This window comes from Halobacterium zhouii, from assembly GCF_021249405.1.
Classification (GTDB): Archaea; Halobacteriota; Halobacteria; order Halobacteriales; family Halobacteriaceae; genus Halobacterium; species Halobacterium zhouii.
In genome coordinates this window covers 1536557-1551423 of the sequence record NZ_CP089593.1, presented here as the reverse complement: position 1 = coordinate 1551423, position 14867 = coordinate 1536557, and the positions used below count along the sequence as shown (strand labels likewise).

Here is a 14867-nt window from a genome sequence, read left to right as displayed (position 1 = left end):
AGGTGAACCAGAGGTATGTTCGAGTTCCTAGCGAGTGTTGCGGCCAGCGTCACCGGGTCGAGCACTGGCGACCGCAGCGACGACGAACCGACGTCCGGTGTCGCACCGGACCACTCCACCGATGCGTCGGAATCGGTCACCGCCGAGACGGCCGACGCCGAGACGGCCGACGCCGGGGCGGCAGCGAGCGGTGACGACCACGACCCGGAGGGGTGGAAGGACCGTGCGACCGTGGACTCGGTCGTCGAGAGCTTCATGCAGGGGCTCGGCTACCCCATCTTCATCGTCGACGACGGCGGCCACTTCACGTACCTCAACGAGGAGGGCCGGGAGCTGTTCGACCGCGAGCCCGGCGAACTGTACGGGGACTGCCTCTTCGACTACGACGAGGCAGACAACTCCGTGATGCGGAACGTCCTGGACACGGGCGAGGCCGTCCAGAACCTCGAAGACACCGTCGTCGTGGACGGCGAGGAGATCCCCGTCAGTCGAAGCGTCATGCCCTTCTTCGGCGCCGACGGCGACGTGGTCGGCGCGCTCGAGATCAACCAGGACATCACCGAGCGCATCGAGTTGCGCGAGCGCGAGGAGCAACTCGAGGCCTACCAGAGCGAGGTGCTCGGCGAGATCAAGGACAGCCTCGGCGCGCTCAGCGACGGCGACTTCACGGTCGAACCCGAGGTCCGGGAACCCGACGCCGACTTCGACGCCATCCGGAACGTCTACCGGGAGTTCGACGAGATGGCGGGCGACCTCGACTACGCCGTGCGGAACACGCGCGCCGCGCTCACCGACGCCCGCGAGCACGCCGACGACCTCGATTCCATCGCGGCGACGTTGACCGACGCCAGCGAGGAGGCGCGCTCGGCCATCGGCGAGATCGAGAACTCGAGCGAGAACGTCTCGGCGGTCGCCCAGCAGCAGGCCGACCGCACCGAGGAGGCCGAGCGAAACGTCTCGGAGCTGTCGGCGACGGTCGAGGAGATCGCTGCGACCGCCCAGGAGATCGACCGCCTCGCGGAGGACGCAAACGACCTCGCGGGCGAGGGCGCCGAGGACGCCGAGGAGGCAATCGAGCGCATGGAACACGCGCTCGCGGCCTCCGAGCGCAACATGGAGGTCGTGCAGTCCCTGGAAGAGCAGATGGACACCATCAACGAGATGACGGAGATGATCGACGAGATCGCCGACCAGACCAGTCTGCTCGCGCTGAACGCGAACATCGAGGCGGCGCGCGCGGGCAGCGACGGCAGCGGGTTCAAGGTCGTCGCCGACGAGGTCAAGGACCTCGCCGAGGAGTCCAAGGAGACCGTCGCGGAGATATCGGCCATCGTCGAGGACCTCAAGGACGGCATCGACTCCACCGCCGAGGCCATCCGGGACAGCAACGAGGAGGTGTCGGCGGGCGCCGAGGCCGTCGAGGACGTCGTCGAGGGAATCGAGGAGATAGAGGAGGCCATCCAGGAGACGAACCACGGCCTCAGCGAGATCACGAACGCCACCGAGGACCAGGCACAGAGCGCCGAGACCGTCCACCAGCTCGTCGAGGAGGTGGCGGACGCGAGCGACGACGTGAGCGCGCGCATGCAGCAGGTCGCCTCCGGCGTCGAAGAGCAACGCGGGTCCATCGGGGACGTCGCCGACCGCTCGGAGGACGTCGACGACATCTCCGAGGAGATGGCCGCGACGCTCACGCACTTCCGTCTGCGAGAGGACGAGAACGCGAACCTCGACGAACTGGACGCCAACTGAGTCACGTAGACAACCGCTGTGTCGCCTGTTACTGCTCGAATTGATTCACTCGCTGCGCGGGACGCCTTCGTCGTACCGAGGTAGGTACTCCCGTCCGCCTTTCTCGACCTGCAGTTCGTCGTCCTCGACGACGACCTCGCCACCGACGATGGTGTGGGTCGGCAGACCAGTGAGTTCGTCGCCGTGGAACGTCGAATAGCCCGGCTCCATCGTGTGGTAGAAGTCGTCGTCGACGACTGCAGACTTCTCGAGGTCGACGATGACCATGTCCGCGTCCGAGCCCTCCACGAGCGCTCCTTTCCGGGGGTAGAGCCCCCAGCGCTTGGCGTTGTTCTCGGCGGCGACTTCGACGAGGCGCTCCATCGAGAGGCGGTTCTTGTTCACGCCCTCGCTCATCATCACGGGCAGGAAGTACTCGATGCCGTTGTTGTCGCCCGGGATGGCGTCCCAGATGTCGCCGTGCTTGCCCGTGTCCTTCTCCTTGAACTCGATCTTGTGCGGGCAGTGGTCGGTGCCGAGATAGTCGACGGTGCCGTTTCGCAGGCCCTCCCAGAGGCGCTGTTTCGAGTCCTCGCCGCGCAGCGGGGGCGAAATCTTCCCCCACGTGCCGAGTTCCTCGTCGTGTTTGGTGTGACAGAGGAACGCCGGCAGCGTCTCGGCGTGGATGTTCACGCCCTGGTCCTGGTAGCGCTCGCAGATGTCGACGCCCTCGCCCGTGGACATATGGACGATGTACGATCGGGAGTCCGTGTACTCGGTCATGCGAGCGATCTGTTCGATTGGCATCGCTTCCGCGACGTTCGGGGACGCCTCGCTCCACGCTTCGAGGTCGTTGCGGCCCTCGTCCTGTAACTCCTTGCGGCGCTCGTAGGCGAGGTCCTCGTTCTCCGCGTGGAACATCACGACGCCGTTGTTGATCTCCGAGACCTTGTTCAGGACGTTGTACGTGCGCCCGGCGTCGGAGTGGTCGATGCCGAGTTCGGGACTGGCGTGCTTGTACCAGTTGAAGAAGATCTTGAACGAGCGAACGCCTTCCTCGGCGAGCCCTTCGATCTCCTCGACGTGTTCGTCCTGGTGGACGATGGCGTGGTACGCGAAGTCGATGTAGGAGTTCTCCTCGCCCGCGCGCTTGAAGAAGTCCATGTCGGGGAGGTAGGGGTCCGGCTGGAGCAGGAAGTTCACGACGGTTGTGACGCCGCCGTGGACCGCGCCGCGGGTCTCGGTCTCGAAGTCGTGTTCGAGGCCCTCGTGGTAGTCGAACTCGTAGCGGGAGAGCCCCCAGTGGACGTGCGGGTCGATGAATCCCGGAATCAGATAGTTGCCCTCCGCGTCGATGGTGCGCTCGGCGTCCGGGAGGTTGGACTCGGTGCCGACGCCCACAATCTTGCCGTCGCGGGACGCGACGCCACCGTCGATGGTGCCCGACGGCGTGACGACGCGCGCATTGACGACTCTCAGGTCTGCCTGGCGTGCTACCATGCCACGACGATGCCGACTTTCCCTCTTAACTCTATGCATGGCCGTGACGGGTTGCCTCCACTCTACCGAACGGGCGCCACGCCGGCCAGACCAACCTGATTCCGCCACAGGCCCTTTTACGGTGGTCGTGGTACTGACAGTATGGTCGACGTACTCGGACATCTCGGCATGGCGCTGATCTGGCTGGCTCCGGCGTGGTTCGTCTTCGACCGGAGGAAGACGGCACTGACGTTCGTCCTCGTGGGGTTCTGGTTCGGGATGCTGCCGGACATCGACCTCTACCTCTCGAACTGGTTCCCGCAGTCGATACACCACCACGGCGTCGTCCACACGATCCTCGCCGTCACGATCCTCGCGGCCGTCCTCGGGCCCATCGTCGGCGGAGTTCTGAAGGCGTCGCTCGGCGATTCGGAGTGGTTCTCTCCGGAGGCGACGGACAGCGCGTACGGTGTCGGCTTCGTCGCGGTCTGGGTTGCCGGCCTCTCACACCTGTTCGCGGACATGCTGTCCGCGCCCGACATCGCCTCACCAATAGAACCGCTCTGGCCGCTGTACAACGGCCAGATAGTTTTCGTGGACGTCCTCTACTACACGTCGGTGTGGGCGACCTGGGGGCTGCTCGGCCTCGGAATCCTGGTCAACGTCGCGTTCTGGGCGGCTGCGGACGACGAACCAGCGTGACGGGACTGCGACGACCGCGCTCACCGCCCGGCGTGCGAGTTCCTGCTCCGCCTGCCGTGCGAGTCACTGCTCGGCCATGTGGGGGCCGAGCGCCTCGTAGACGTCCTCCGGGTTCTCCGGATACACCGTGAGCGGGCGCGGACGATTCGAGACAGTGACCGTCAGTTCGCCGCGCTTCCGGTAGGTCAGGTAGAGGCTCCCGGCGCCCGCGGCGGCGAGCGCGAGGCCACCGAACACGTTCCGCGTCGTCGAGAACAACCCGAACGCGACGAGCCCAGCACTCATGACACCCACGAAGTAGTCGAACTCGTCGTGTACCACCTCGACCACGTCCTCGAAGTCCACGAACACCGTCTCCTCCTCGGACCGGTCGACGTACAGTCGCTCGGACGTGAGGGCGAGTGACCCGCCGCCGCGGAGCGGGAACGTCTCGCTCGGTCGTTCGTTGGCGTCGGCGAGCGCGTCGGTTGGTGCCATGCCTCCGGAGTGAACGCTCGGGGTCGTTACTGTTGTGGTCGAAACGGCGAGTGGTCGCGGACCGAACGCAGCGATCCTGCGAACGGTCGACGACCGCTACGAAGTCGGGAACCGCGGGAGGGCGATTAGTCGGCGCGTGCCGGTGCGTCGTCGCTGTCGTTCATCCGCTCGAAGACGGTCTGGAACTCGCCGTCGTCCTCGGTCATGTCCTCCCACTCGTTGAGGCCGCGCTCCTCGCGCGTGCCGGGGATGGTGTTGTCGAGCACGAACGCGATGATGCCACCGACCGCCATGCCGGTGGAGCCGATGACGTAGACGACCTGGCCGACGCTCTGGGCGATGTTGAACGTCTCCAGGGCGGGGCCGATGAGCCACGCATTGGCGAGACCGGCGGAGAACGTTCCGGCGTCCATGCCGCCGAAGTACGCCGGAATCGCGAGGCCGGCGAACAGGGAGAGACCCACGATGTAGACGTTGCGGTTGGCGTCCATGTCGATGAACTTCAGGTTCGACAGGCCGACGGCCGCGATCTGGCCGAACATCGCGATGTAGAGGCCGCCGACGAGCGGCGCCGGGATGGTGGCGAACAGCCGACCGAACACCGCCACGTAGCCGACGACGATCATCACGATGGCGCCGATCTGCACGACGTATCGGGAGGCGACGCCGGTGATGCCGATGGCGCCGACGTTCTCGGTGTAGGACGTCGACCCGTTCCCCGTGCCCATGATGCCGGCGAACGCGTTGCCGAGGCCCTCCATGCCGATGCCGTGGTTGACGCGCTGTGCGTTCGGCGCGCCCTTCCCGGCCATCCGTGCGACCGAGTGGTAGTCACCGAAGCTCTCGATGGCGGACGCGAGCATCCCCGCGGTCATGCCGATGATGAACGAGAGGCTGAACTGCGGCATCCCCCACTGGAACGGCGCGACCGGCTGGATGTACGGCGCCTGGAGGAGGCCTCCGAGCGCGACGTAGCCGGGCGTGCCGCTGGCGTACACCTGCCCGATGATCGGGAGGTTCACCGAGAGGAGTGCGGCGACGATCCACGCGCCTCCCAGTCCGAGCAACACCGGGTACAGCCGGAACACGCGGCTGTAGTTGTTGAGGTACTGCGAGAATGCGAGAATGGACAGCACCGTGAGGCCGAGCAGCCACCAGTTCTGCGTCGGTGACGTGATCTGCCCGACGTTGAAAAGCGAGAGCCCGATGAGCGCGATGACGGGCGCGATGACGATGGGCCCCACGTACCGCTTGAGGTAGCCGAACAGGCCGACGTACCCGATGAGGACCTCTACGAGGCCGGCCACGATGACCGCCCCCTGGAGTTCCAGTATCATCGTCTCCCACCCGGCGCCACTCGACGCGAGCACGCCGATGATGGCGATTGCGGGCGCGAGCATCGAGAACGTCCCGCCCTGCACGATGGGGTAGCGGTTCCCGATGGTGGTCTGGGCGAGCGTCGCGATGCCGGACACCACGAAGAACGTGGAGATGAGGCGCGCGGTCGCCCATTCTGGCATCCCCATCAGGCCGGCGAGCGCGAGCGGAATCGCGACCGTCGCGCCGATCATCGTGAGGTAGTGCTGGAAGCCGAGTACGATGGACTCCCCCATCGGGGGTCTGTCCTCGATGCCGTACTCGACGATACCGGATTCTTCGGAATCGGGCTCCATCGTGGGGCCCTCCGGACTGTACGTCTCCTCTACGTCGTCTCTGTCGTCTCGTGTCATGTGAATGCCCTCCGTCCGAGGCTGGCGTGCCCTCGTCCCTCCGTGAGGCTCCGTATCATACCGGGCACGTTCCTTTCTCCACAAACATCCATCATAAACCTGCCGCCAATTCCAGTACTCGCTCTGTCAGGTGCGGAGTTGACGCCGGCGCGAACCCCGATTCCGGGGAAACGTATTTGCGAGTGGTGGGTAAGGAACGACCATGGAGTCCACGAGCCAACCAGCGTACAGCGTCCACGCCGACCTGGACGTGATGATAGAAACGCGGGACGGGGTGGGTCTCTCTACCGACATCTATCGGCCAGCGGACCCCGAGACGCACGAACCAATCGACGAACCGCGCCCCGTCATCCTCGACCGCACGCCGTACGACAAGACCGGCGGACGGACGCGACACGGCGAGTGGTACGCCTCCCGCGGGTACGTCATCGCCATCCAGGACGTTCGCGGGCGCTTCGACAGCGAGGGCGAGTTCTACATTCACGCTAATGAGGCCGAGGACGGCGCGGACACCGTCGAGTGGCTCGCCGAGCAGGAGTTCTGCGACGGGCAGGTCGCCACGCTCGGCACGTCCTACGGAGCGTGGGTGCAGAACGCGCTCGCCACGCAGGACCCCGACGGACTCGCCGGCATGTTCGTCAACATGGGCGCGGCGAACGGCCGGAAGAAGACGTTCCGGCACAACGGCGCGTTCGAGCAGCGCTGGCTCTCCTGGGCGTTCACACTCGGTGCCGGTTTCTCCTACGACTCCCTCGAAGACCCGGACGTCCAGCAGGTGTTCGCGGACGTCGACTTCCGGGAGGTGCTGAAGAACGGTCCCGTCCAGCGCGGCGAGTCGGCGCTCGCGGCACTCCCTGGCTACGAGGAGTGGGCCTTCGACATCATGGAGTCCGGGAGCGCGAGCGACGACCTCTGGCAGAATCCCGGCCTCAACTTCGAGCGCCACTACGACCAGAGCGCGGACGTTCCGACCGTCTATTCGGGCGGATGGTACGACTCGTACACGGGCGCCACGGCGGACAACTTCGTCGGACTGAGCGAACGCAAGGACAGCGACCACTACATGCTGATGGGGCCGTGGACGCACCTCGCGCGCCTCCCGGGCGGCCACGACCACAGCGAGAACCTCCTGTTTCCGCCGCTCACGTGGGAACAGCCGACCGCGGGCGACCTCGCGTTCGGCGAGCACGCCACCCGGAAGTACCGCGAGACGCGCAAGCGCTTCTTCGATTGCTACCTGCTCGGCGAGGAGAACGCGTGGACCGACCAGCCCCCCGTCGAGTACTTCCTGATGGGGACCGGCGACGGGCACCAGACGGACGACGGACGTCTCTTCCACGGTGGCGAGTGGCGAACCGCCGGGGAGTGGCCGCCCGAAAACACGGAGATGACGCGGTTCTACGCGCACGGCGACGGCACGCTCTCCACCGAGCAACCGACCGCGAGCGAGTCGTACACGTCCTACGAGTACGACCCCGAGGACCCCGTGCCGACCATCGGTGGCAACACGTCCTCCTATCTCACGTTCGAACCCCGTGAGGAAGCCGTCGGTGCGTACCCGCTCGGCGACCGCAACATCGTCGACTTCGCGGGCCGCGGCGGCTACGACCAGCGCACTGACGAGGACACGTTCGGCGCGTCGGCGCCGTACGGCCCGCTCTCCGAGCGCGACGACGTGCTCACCTTCCGCACGCCACCCCTGGAGGAAGCCGTCGAGATAGCGGGTCCCATCCGCGTCCGCGTGTTCGGCGAGACGGACGCCCCGGACACTGACTTCACCGCGAAACTGATAGACGAGTACCCGGAGAGCGAGGACTACCCGAACGGCTACGACCTCAACCTCTCGGACTCCATCTGCCGCGCGCGCTACCGCGGCTACCGCGACGAACCCGACTTCGTCGAACCCGGTAGTGTCTACGAGTTCTACATGGAGCCCTACGACACCGCGAACGTGTTCGAGGCCGGCCACCGCATCCGCCTCGATGTCTCCTCGTCGAACTGGCCGCGCTTCGACGCCAACCCGAACACTGGTGGCCCGCTGTACGGCGATGAAGAATCACAGGTCGCAGAGAACACCGTCCACCACTCCGCGACCAACCCCACGCACATCGAACTCCCGTTGCAGCCACGGATCTGAGCGGCCACGCCAACTTCATCCGTGGTGGTAGTTAGCAAAACGCTTAATAAGTGGCTCTGACGTACCTCATAATCGTTCGACCGGATTGCCCGGCCCGAATCGAGATCCATGCGCCGAAAACGCCGACTTCCAGACGACAGACTCGCTCTCGGGGGCGCGTAACTCGATGAAGCCAGCGCCCTTCGAGTACCACCGACCGACGACCGTCGGGGAGGCGACCAGCCTTCTCGCCGACCTGGGCCACGACGCCGAACTGATGGCGGGCAACCAGAGCCTCGGCATCATCATGGCGAACCGACTGGCGACCCCCGACCACCTCGTCGACCTGAACCGCGTCGAGGAGCTCGCCGGCGTCGACATCCGCGAGGACGAGGTCGAGGTCGGGTCGATGACCACCCACCGCGACCTGGAACTCCACGACGAACTTCGCGAGGTCCTTCCGATCCTCCCCCTCGCCGCCGAGCAGATCGCCGGCCCGAGCGTGCGGAACCAGGGCACCGTCGGCGGCAGCATCGCGGAGGCCGACCCCGCCGGGAACTACCCCGCAGCGCTCGTCGCACTCGACGCGGACCTCCACGTCACCTCCGGGGACGACGGCGACCGGACGGTCCCCGCCCGCGAGTTCTTCATCGCGTACATGTTCACTGACCTCGCGCCAGAGGAACTCATCACGGGCGTCACCGTCTCCCGCGACCCGTTCCCCGCCGAGCGCACCGGGATGGTGTTCGAGGAACTGAAACGCGCCGCCCAGACGTTCCCGACCGTGAGCGCCGGCACCGCCGTCCGCGTGGACGACCCGGCAGCCGACGCCCCCGAAATCGAGGAGGCGCGCGTCGCGCTCGCCTGCGTCGCCGACGTGCCGCTACACGTCCCGGACGCCGAGGACGCCGTGGAGGGGACGACTCTCGACGAGGACGCACTCGACGCCGCTGCGGACGCCGCAATCGAGGACGCAGACCCTTCCCCCGAGATGCACGCGGACGAAGACTGGAAGATCGAACTGGCCGGCGAATACACCCGCCGCTCGCTGCAGACTGCCTACGAACGCGCCAGCAACGACGACGCGCCCGACAACTGACTCACCGACACCAACCTCATCAATGATTGAATTCTCAGGCGAATTCGACTCCGACCATCCCCCGGACGAACTGTGGAACTACTTCACCGACCCCGACATCCTGGCGCAGTGCGCGCCCGGCTGCGACCACATCGAGCAGGTCTCGGACTCCGAACTCGAGGCCACTGTCTCCGTCGGCGTCGGCAGCGTGAAACCAACCTTCGACGTGGACATGACCATCGTGGAGGCCGACAGACCGAACCGACTCGTGATGGAGGCCGGCGGCGACGCCTCCCGGAACTCCTTCGAGGCCGTCGCGGAGATGGACCTCGCGGAGAACGCCGACGGCGGCACCACCGCGAACTGGCACGCCGAGACGAACGTCTCCGGCCTCATCGCGAGTCTCGGTCAGCGCGCGCTCGGCAGCGTCGCGGACCGCCTCGTCAACAACTTCTTCGACGACCTGGAGGACCTCGCTGACGAGGGCGTCCCCGCCGAGTCGAAGGTCAGCGCGAAACCCGGCGCGACGGCTAGTTTAGAGGAGTAGCACAACTTTTCCTGTATTCGGTTGGCCGGTCGTGGGTAACGAGTAGGTTTACGACGCCCAGAGAGCCCTAGCCGTTGTCAACCGGATCAGGTCTACAGACACCCAGAAAGCCCCGGCGTGCTCGCGTTCGCTCGCTGTGCGCGCTCCTGGTGGTCGCGTGCTTACGTCGCGAGCGAACAGGCGATGCGCGAGCCGGGCGGTCGGCGTATCCGACCGCCGAATGCCGTTGTGGCGAAGCCGCAACGCTGCCACCCCTTTCGGTCAACCCAAAGCCGATTCGCCAGCCGGCAAGAGGTGGGACTGAGCGGACGCGCAGCGTCCGTGAAGGTTGAGAGACGAGCGAAGCGAGTCACTCAGGACTGAAAGGGGCGGCCGTCTGGACGACGGCAGGCGATGCAAGCACGCGAACGAAGTGAGCGCGCAGTGAGCCTCCCGAGTCCAGACGTTCACGAGACGCCTGCGGCGTCTCGTGCAGCCCATCAGAACGGCGAAGCCGTTCTGAGGACGGCCGGGGCTTTCTGGGTGTTTACAAGAACAGTGTAGTTCTGTTCAGCCGGGGCTTTCTGGGTGGTCGCAGACGTGACAGTTCGCTCTCCAGACGGACTTCAGGCAGTCACGATACGACCACCCCCAAAATCAATCGAACAGACGCCAAACAGCCCCTACTCCCCGTCCTCCCGAAGTCGCTCCCGGACGCGGTGGGGCGTCATCGGAATCTGGTCGGCGACGAACTCCTCACCCTCGAGGGCGGCGTTGATGGAGGAGGCGATGGCGGCGGGGCCGTCGATCATGCCGCCCTCGCCCGTTCCTTTCGCGCCGGTGGCGGTGAACGGCGACGGCGTCTCGGAGTGCTCTAACTCCACGGGCGGCATGTTCTTCGTCGACGGGAGGAGGTAGTCGAAGAGGGTGATGGCTTCGGGTTGGCCCTCGTCGTCGTAGCTGAACTCCTCCATGAGCGCCGCGCCGACGCCCTGCGCGAGGCCGCCGTGGGCCTGCCCGTCCACGATAGTCGGATTGAGCCTCGTTCCGCAGTCCCGGAGCGAGTAGAACTTCAGGATCTCGACCTCGCCCGTCTTCTCGTCGACCTCCACGATGGGTGCGTTCGCGGCGAACGCGGCAGTCGGGTAGACCGGGTACTTCTTCGTGAGCGCCTCGTCGAACTCCGGCAGTTCGGTCGTCGGGTGGTCGTAGTCGTAGGAGACGCTCGTGAGCGCGTCGTCGCGGTCGGTGTCGAGCGCAGCGAGGTCCGCGAGCGAGAGTCGTTCGCGCCCGTCAGCAGGTTCGTCGTCGCTGACGCCGACACCATTGGCGCGCGCACCGCCGACGCGCTCGACGCCGCCGTCGCGGTAGACGACGTCCTCTACGTCGCAGCCGAACGCTTCCTCGGCGGCGAGCTGTCGGCAGTTCTCGCGGAGCGCCTCCGACGCGCCCTCGGTCGCGCCCGAGAGCATCACGGCCATCCGGGACGCCGCAGTGCCGTACTCCGTCGGCGCTTCGACGCTGCCGAGGTACCCCACTTCGATGTCGCTCGGGAGCACACCCAGATTGTCCGCGAGCAGTTGCGTGACGAGCGTCTGGTGGCCCTGTCCGGAGGTGTCCGTGGCGAGATACGCGTTCACCGTGCCGTCCTCGGCGAGTTCGATGCGGAAGTGCTCGGGCAGTTCCGCGACGTCCTCGCGCTCTCGGCTCTCCAGGGTGTCGTCGTCGGTTCGCTGGCGGTCGGTCCAGTCCGACCCGGAGACGCCCGGTTCGATGTGGACGGTGTAGCTCACGCCACGGTGCTTGCCCTCCTCGCGCTTCTCCTCGACGACACCGGGGTCGAGCAAGCCGCCGTCTCTGACTTCTTCCTCCTCGACGAGTTCCCGAATCCGGTCGAGTGCGGCCGGAAAGTCACCGGAGTCGTAGACGTTGTGGGAGGGCAGGCGGTAGGGCATCTGGTCCTCCTCGATGAGGTTCCGCCGGCGAATCTCGAATTTCTCCGTGCCGAGCTCTCGGGCCATCTCGTCGACGGCCATCTCGAGGGCGTAGATGTGGGAGGGGACGCCGAAGCCGCGATACGCCGTCTGGCTCGTCTTGTTCGTCATCGCGAGTTCGTAGTCGTAGCGCACTGCGGGGATGTCGTAGGCGTTCGAGACGACGGAGAGTGGTTTCAGCGCCTGGTTCACGGGATAGCGCGGGAACGCGCCGAAGTCGTCGACGAACCACGTGTCGAGGCCGTGGATGGTTCCGTCGTCGTCGTACGCCAGTCGCACCCGGTACTCGCGCTCCGAGGAGTGCATGTCCCCGCCCTGCAGGTTCTCCACGCGGTCCTCCACGAACTTCACGGGTCGACCGTCGAGTTGCTGGGACGCCATCGCGGCGAGCGCACAGTACCGGTGGATGGCGATCTTCGTGCCGAAACTCCCGCCGACGTCCGCTGGGACGTTCAGATTCACCTTCTCCGGCGGGTAGCCCAGCGTCTCGTAGACGGTGTCGTCGACGAGCGTGTGGAGTTGGATGTTGCAGTCGATGTCGAAGGAGTCCCGGTCGGTGTCGTACTCCGCGACGACGCCCGCGGTTTCGAGTGGGACCCCCGAGATGCGGCCCCACGAGTACTCGCGCTCGAGCACGTTGTCGGCGTTCTCGAAGGCGTCCTCGACGTCGCCGAAGTCCAGCGTCTCGCTGTCGGGGATGTTCGTGCCGACGTCTTCGTGGATGACCGTCTCGTCCTTCCTGGCCTCCATCGCGTCGACGACGGGGTCGAGTTTCTCGTAGTCCACGTCGATTTCGTCGACCACGTCCTCGGCGGCGTAGCGGTCCGTGGCGACGACAGCGGCGATCGGTTCGCCGACGTAGCGCGCCTTGTCCGTGACCAGCGACCACTCTTCGAAGGCGTTGAGGCCGCAGGGCATCGGGTTGTACTGCTCGGTGAGGTCCTCGCCCGTCAGCACGAGCAGGCAGTCGGGGTGGTCCTCGGCATCGCTCGTGTCGACGTTGGTCACCTCGGCGTGCGGGTGGAGGCTCCGGACGAGCGCCATGTGCGCGCAGTTCTCCGGCGAGATGTCGTGGACGTACTCGGCCTCTCCGGTGAGGATGCGGCGGTCCTCGACGCGCTCCAGTCCGGACCCGACAAAGGACTCGCCCTCCGACTCGACGCCGTCCTCCGCGTCTACGTCCTGTTGGACGCTCGATTCCGACATCTACGCGTCACCCGCTGAATCGGTTCGGTCCTCGAGGTCGTCGCTGGGTGCGTCCATCAGTTCCTCGGCCGCGCGGTCGACTGCGGAGTAGATGTTCTGGTAGCCAGTGCAGCGACAGATGTTGTCTGCGAGTCCCTCCTCGATGGCCTCCTCGTCGGGGTCGGGATTCCGGTCGAGCAGTTCCTTCGTCGCCATCACGAACCCGCTCGTGCAGAAGCCACACTGGAGGGCGTGCTCCTGGTGGAACGCCTCCTGGATGGGGTGGAGGTCGCCGTCGGTCGAGAGGCCTTCGACGGTCGTCACTTCGCTCCCGTCGACCTGGACGGCGTACGTGAGACAGCTCTTGGTGCTCTTCCCGTCCACGAGGACCGTACACGCCCCGCAGACGCCGTGCTCGCAGCCGACGCGGACGCCGCGCAGGCCACACTCCTGCCGGAGGAAGTCCGAGAGCTTCAGGCGGGGTTCGACGGAGGTAGACACCGCCTCGCCGTTCACCGAGACGGTAATCTCCTCGGTGGGACGGTCGAGACTCTGTGTACTGCTCTCACTACTCATGTACCCTCCCATTGCAACGACTGTTCATTATTGTTTCGCCGGAATCGGTGGAGGGAGCGCCACTGGAATCCGTGCCGTGGGAGCACCGTCACGGCGCCGGGTCGAGTCGCTCGTGGATCGGCCCCTCCTGTTCGGCGAGTCGCCCGCCCGAAGCACCGTTGGCGGCCGCGAGCGCCTCCGAGACGATGCTGAGAGCGATTCCGGTAGGGCTTCCGTCCCCGAGGTCGAGGCCGACCGGCGTGGCGACCCGGTCGAGTTCCTCGGCGGACAGCACCGTTCCCTCCTCGGCGAACGCCTCGCGCATCTCCTCGAAGCGCTCGCGCGGCCCCATCAAGCCGACGTAGGGGACGCTAGTCTCCGTGAGAAGGTGTTCGAGCGCGAGGCGGTCGTCCACGAAGTTGTGGCTCATCACAACGACGCCCGCCCGTTCGGGCGCGTCGACGACGTCCACAATCTCGTTCGGTCGTGTGGCGACGACGCGGTGAGCGTGGGGGAACGCGTCGTCGTCGGCGCGGGCGCCGCGTGCGGTGGCGACGGTGACGCGGAACCCAGCCTCGCGGGCGAACCGAGCGACCGCGTGCACGTCGTTCTGCGCGCCGAACAACACGAGGTCGGGCGCTGGCTCCACGGGGTCGACGAACACGTCGAAATCGCCGGTCTCGCACTCGACGGTCACCTGCCGGCTCCGGGACGTCTCGCTGGCCGCGTCGCGGAGTGCGTCAAGCGCGTCCGCTGGCACGCCAGCGCGGTCGTCGCCCGAGTACGCGGTACCGTCCGCGCCGAGCACGGAGCGCGCGCCGACCGGAACGTCATCGTCTGCGCTCGCCACGACGGTGAGCACAGTCGCCACGTCGCGGTCCTCGAGCGCGTCCAGTAGCGGGTCCATGGAGTCGTCGAGCGGTTCGACGAGTACGTCGATGACGCCGTTGCAGCCAACGCCGAGTCCCCACGCGTCGTCGTCCACGAGGTCGTACGTCTCCACGGCGACCTCGCCGGAGGTGCGCGCGTGGGCGGCGAGGTCCGCCACCGGTCCCTCGAGACAGCCGGCGGTAATCGCGCCGAGCGTCTCCGCGTCCTCGGGCGCGAGTAGTTTTGCGCCGGGCCGGCGGTACGCCGAGCCATCGACGCCGACGATGGTGGCGACGGCGGCGGTCTCGCCCGCGTCCCGGAGCGAACGCAGTTGCTCGTGGAGGTCGCGGTCGGTGACGCTCCACAGGTCGTCGCGGTCCATGTCAACAAGTAACCAGCCCGCGCACTTAGGCGTTCCCCGGCG

General features: G+C 66.5%; 11 protein-coding genes. 5 read left to right on the top strand and 6 right to left on the bottom strand.

Annotation, left to right across the window (positions count from 1 at the left end; translation table 11 throughout):
- Positions 1-15: 15 nt before the first annotated feature.
- The gene (locus tag LT970_RS08000) at positions 16-1752 is read left to right on the top strand and encodes a methyl-accepting chemotaxis protein (RefSeq protein WP_232685942.1); all 1737 of its coding nucleotides are present in this window, start codon (positions 16-18) and stop codon (positions 1750-1752) included.
- 45 nt (positions 1753-1797) lie between these two features.
- On the opposite strand, the gene LT970_RS07995 is transcribed toward LT970_RS08000, so the two are convergent.
- Positions 1798-3231 carry a dihydroorotase gene (locus LT970_RS07995; RefSeq protein WP_232685940.1) on the bottom strand — a complete coding sequence of 478 codons (1434 nt, stop codon included), beginning with the start codon at positions 3229-3231 and terminating at the stop codon, positions 1798-1800.
- Between the two features lie 141 nt (positions 3232-3372).
- Here LT970_RS07995 and LT970_RS07990 point away from each other — a divergent pair, with 141 nt between their 5' ends.
- Positions 3373-3912 carry a metal-dependent hydrolase gene (locus tag LT970_RS07990; RefSeq protein ID WP_232685939.1) on the top strand — a complete coding sequence of 180 codons (540 nt, stop codon included), beginning with the start codon at positions 3373-3375 and terminating at the stop codon, positions 3910-3912.
- Positions 3913-3975: 63 nt separating this feature from the next.
- Here the strand turns inward: LT970_RS07990 and LT970_RS07985 are convergent, their stop codons facing one another.
- Together LT970_RS07985 and LT970_RS07980 are read right to left on the bottom strand one after the other, a co-directional pair.
- Positions 3976-4389, bottom strand: a complete 414-nt coding sequence (locus tag LT970_RS07985; protein ID WP_232685938.1) for a hypothetical protein — start codon at positions 4387-4389, stop codon at positions 3976-3978.
- 125 nt (positions 4390-4514) lie between these two features.
- Positions 4515-6119 (bottom strand): uracil-xanthine permease family protein, encoded by a 1605-nt coding sequence (locus tag LT970_RS07980; RefSeq protein ID WP_432419595.1) that lies wholly within the window; start codon positions 6117-6119, stop codon positions 4515-4517.
- A 202-nt stretch (positions 6120-6321) separates the two neighbouring features.
- Between LT970_RS07980 and LT970_RS07975 the strand changes: the two genes are divergently transcribed.
- From LT970_RS07975 to LT970_RS07965, 3 genes are all read left to right on the top strand, one after another.
- Complete coding sequence (locus LT970_RS07975) at positions 6322-8256, top strand: CocE/NonD family hydrolase (RefSeq protein WP_232685937.1); 1935 nt, start codon at positions 6322-6324, stop codon at positions 8254-8256.
- Between the two features lie 166 nt (positions 8257-8422).
- Positions 8423-9334 (top strand): FAD binding domain-containing protein, encoded by a 912-nt coding sequence (locus LT970_RS07970; protein WP_232685936.1) that lies wholly within the window; start codon positions 8423-8425, stop codon positions 9332-9334.
- A 22-nt stretch (positions 9335-9356) separates the two neighbouring features.
- A complete protein-coding gene (locus LT970_RS07965; protein WP_232685935.1) occupies positions 9357-9860 on the top strand; it encodes an SRPBCC family protein in 504 nt (167 codons plus the stop codon).
- A gap of 662 nt (positions 9861-10522) precedes the next feature.
- On the opposite strand, the gene LT970_RS07960 is transcribed toward LT970_RS07965, so the two are convergent.
- The 3 genes from LT970_RS07960 to LT970_RS07950 all read right to left on the bottom strand — a co-directional run bounded on the left by LT970_RS07960 (position 10523) and on the right by LT970_RS07950 (position 14825).
- On the bottom strand, positions 10523-13039 hold the full coding sequence (locus LT970_RS07960) for a xanthine dehydrogenase family protein molybdopterin-binding subunit (RefSeq protein WP_232685934.1): 2517 nt from the start codon (positions 13037-13039) through the stop codon (positions 10523-10525).
- The gene (locus tag LT970_RS07955) at positions 13040-13594 is read right to left on the bottom strand and encodes a (2Fe-2S)-binding protein (RefSeq protein WP_232685933.1); all 555 of its coding nucleotides are present in this window, start codon (positions 13592-13594) and stop codon (positions 13040-13042) included.
- 88 nt (positions 13595-13682) lie between these two features.
- On the bottom strand, positions 13683-14825 hold the full coding sequence (locus LT970_RS07950; protein WP_232685932.1) for an XdhC family protein: 1143 nt from the start codon (positions 14823-14825) through the stop codon (positions 13683-13685).
- Positions 14826-14867 lie beyond the last annotated feature (42 nt).

What these genes read in the sequence shown, in the direction of transcription:
- LT970_RS08000 (WP_232685942.1), top strand. Translation starts at nt 16, where the DNA reads ATGTTCGAGTTCCTAGCGAGTGTTGCGGCCAGCGTCACCGGGTCGAGC.
- LT970_RS07995 (WP_232685940.1), bottom strand. Translation starts at nt 3,231, where the DNA reads ATGGTAGCACGCCAGGCAGACCTGAGAGTCGTCAATGCGCGCGTCGTC.
- LT970_RS07990 (WP_232685939.1), top strand. Translation starts at nt 3,373, where the DNA reads ATGGTCGACGTACTCGGACATCTCGGCATGGCGCTGATCTGGCTGGCT.
- LT970_RS07985 (WP_232685938.1), bottom strand. Translation starts at nt 4,389, where the DNA reads ATGGCACCAACCGACGCGCTCGCCGACGCCAACGAACGACCGAGCGAG.
- LT970_RS07980 (WP_432419595.1), bottom strand. Translation starts at nt 6,119, where the DNA reads ATGACACGAGACGACAGAGACGACGTAGAGGAGACGTACAGTCCGGAG.
- LT970_RS07975 (WP_232685937.1), top strand. Translation starts at nt 6,322, where the DNA reads ATGGAGTCCACGAGCCAACCAGCGTACAGCGTCCACGCCGACCTGGAC.
- LT970_RS07970 (WP_232685936.1), top strand. Translation starts at nt 8,423, where the DNA reads ATGAAGCCAGCGCCCTTCGAGTACCACCGACCGACGACCGTCGGGGAG.
- LT970_RS07965 (WP_232685935.1), top strand. Translation starts at nt 9,357, where the DNA reads ATGATTGAATTCTCAGGCGAATTCGACTCCGACCATCCCCCGGACGAA.
- LT970_RS07960 (WP_232685934.1), bottom strand. Translation starts at nt 13,039, where the DNA reads ATGTCGGAATCGAGCGTCCAACAGGACGTAGACGCGGAGGACGGCGTC.
- LT970_RS07955 (WP_232685933.1), bottom strand. Translation starts at nt 13,594, where the DNA reads ATGAGTAGTGAGAGCAGTACACAGAGTCTCGACCGTCCCACCGAGGAG.
- LT970_RS07950 (WP_232685932.1), bottom strand. Translation starts at nt 14,825, where the DNA reads ATGGACCGCGACGACCTGTGGAGCGTCACCGACCGCGACCTCCACGAG.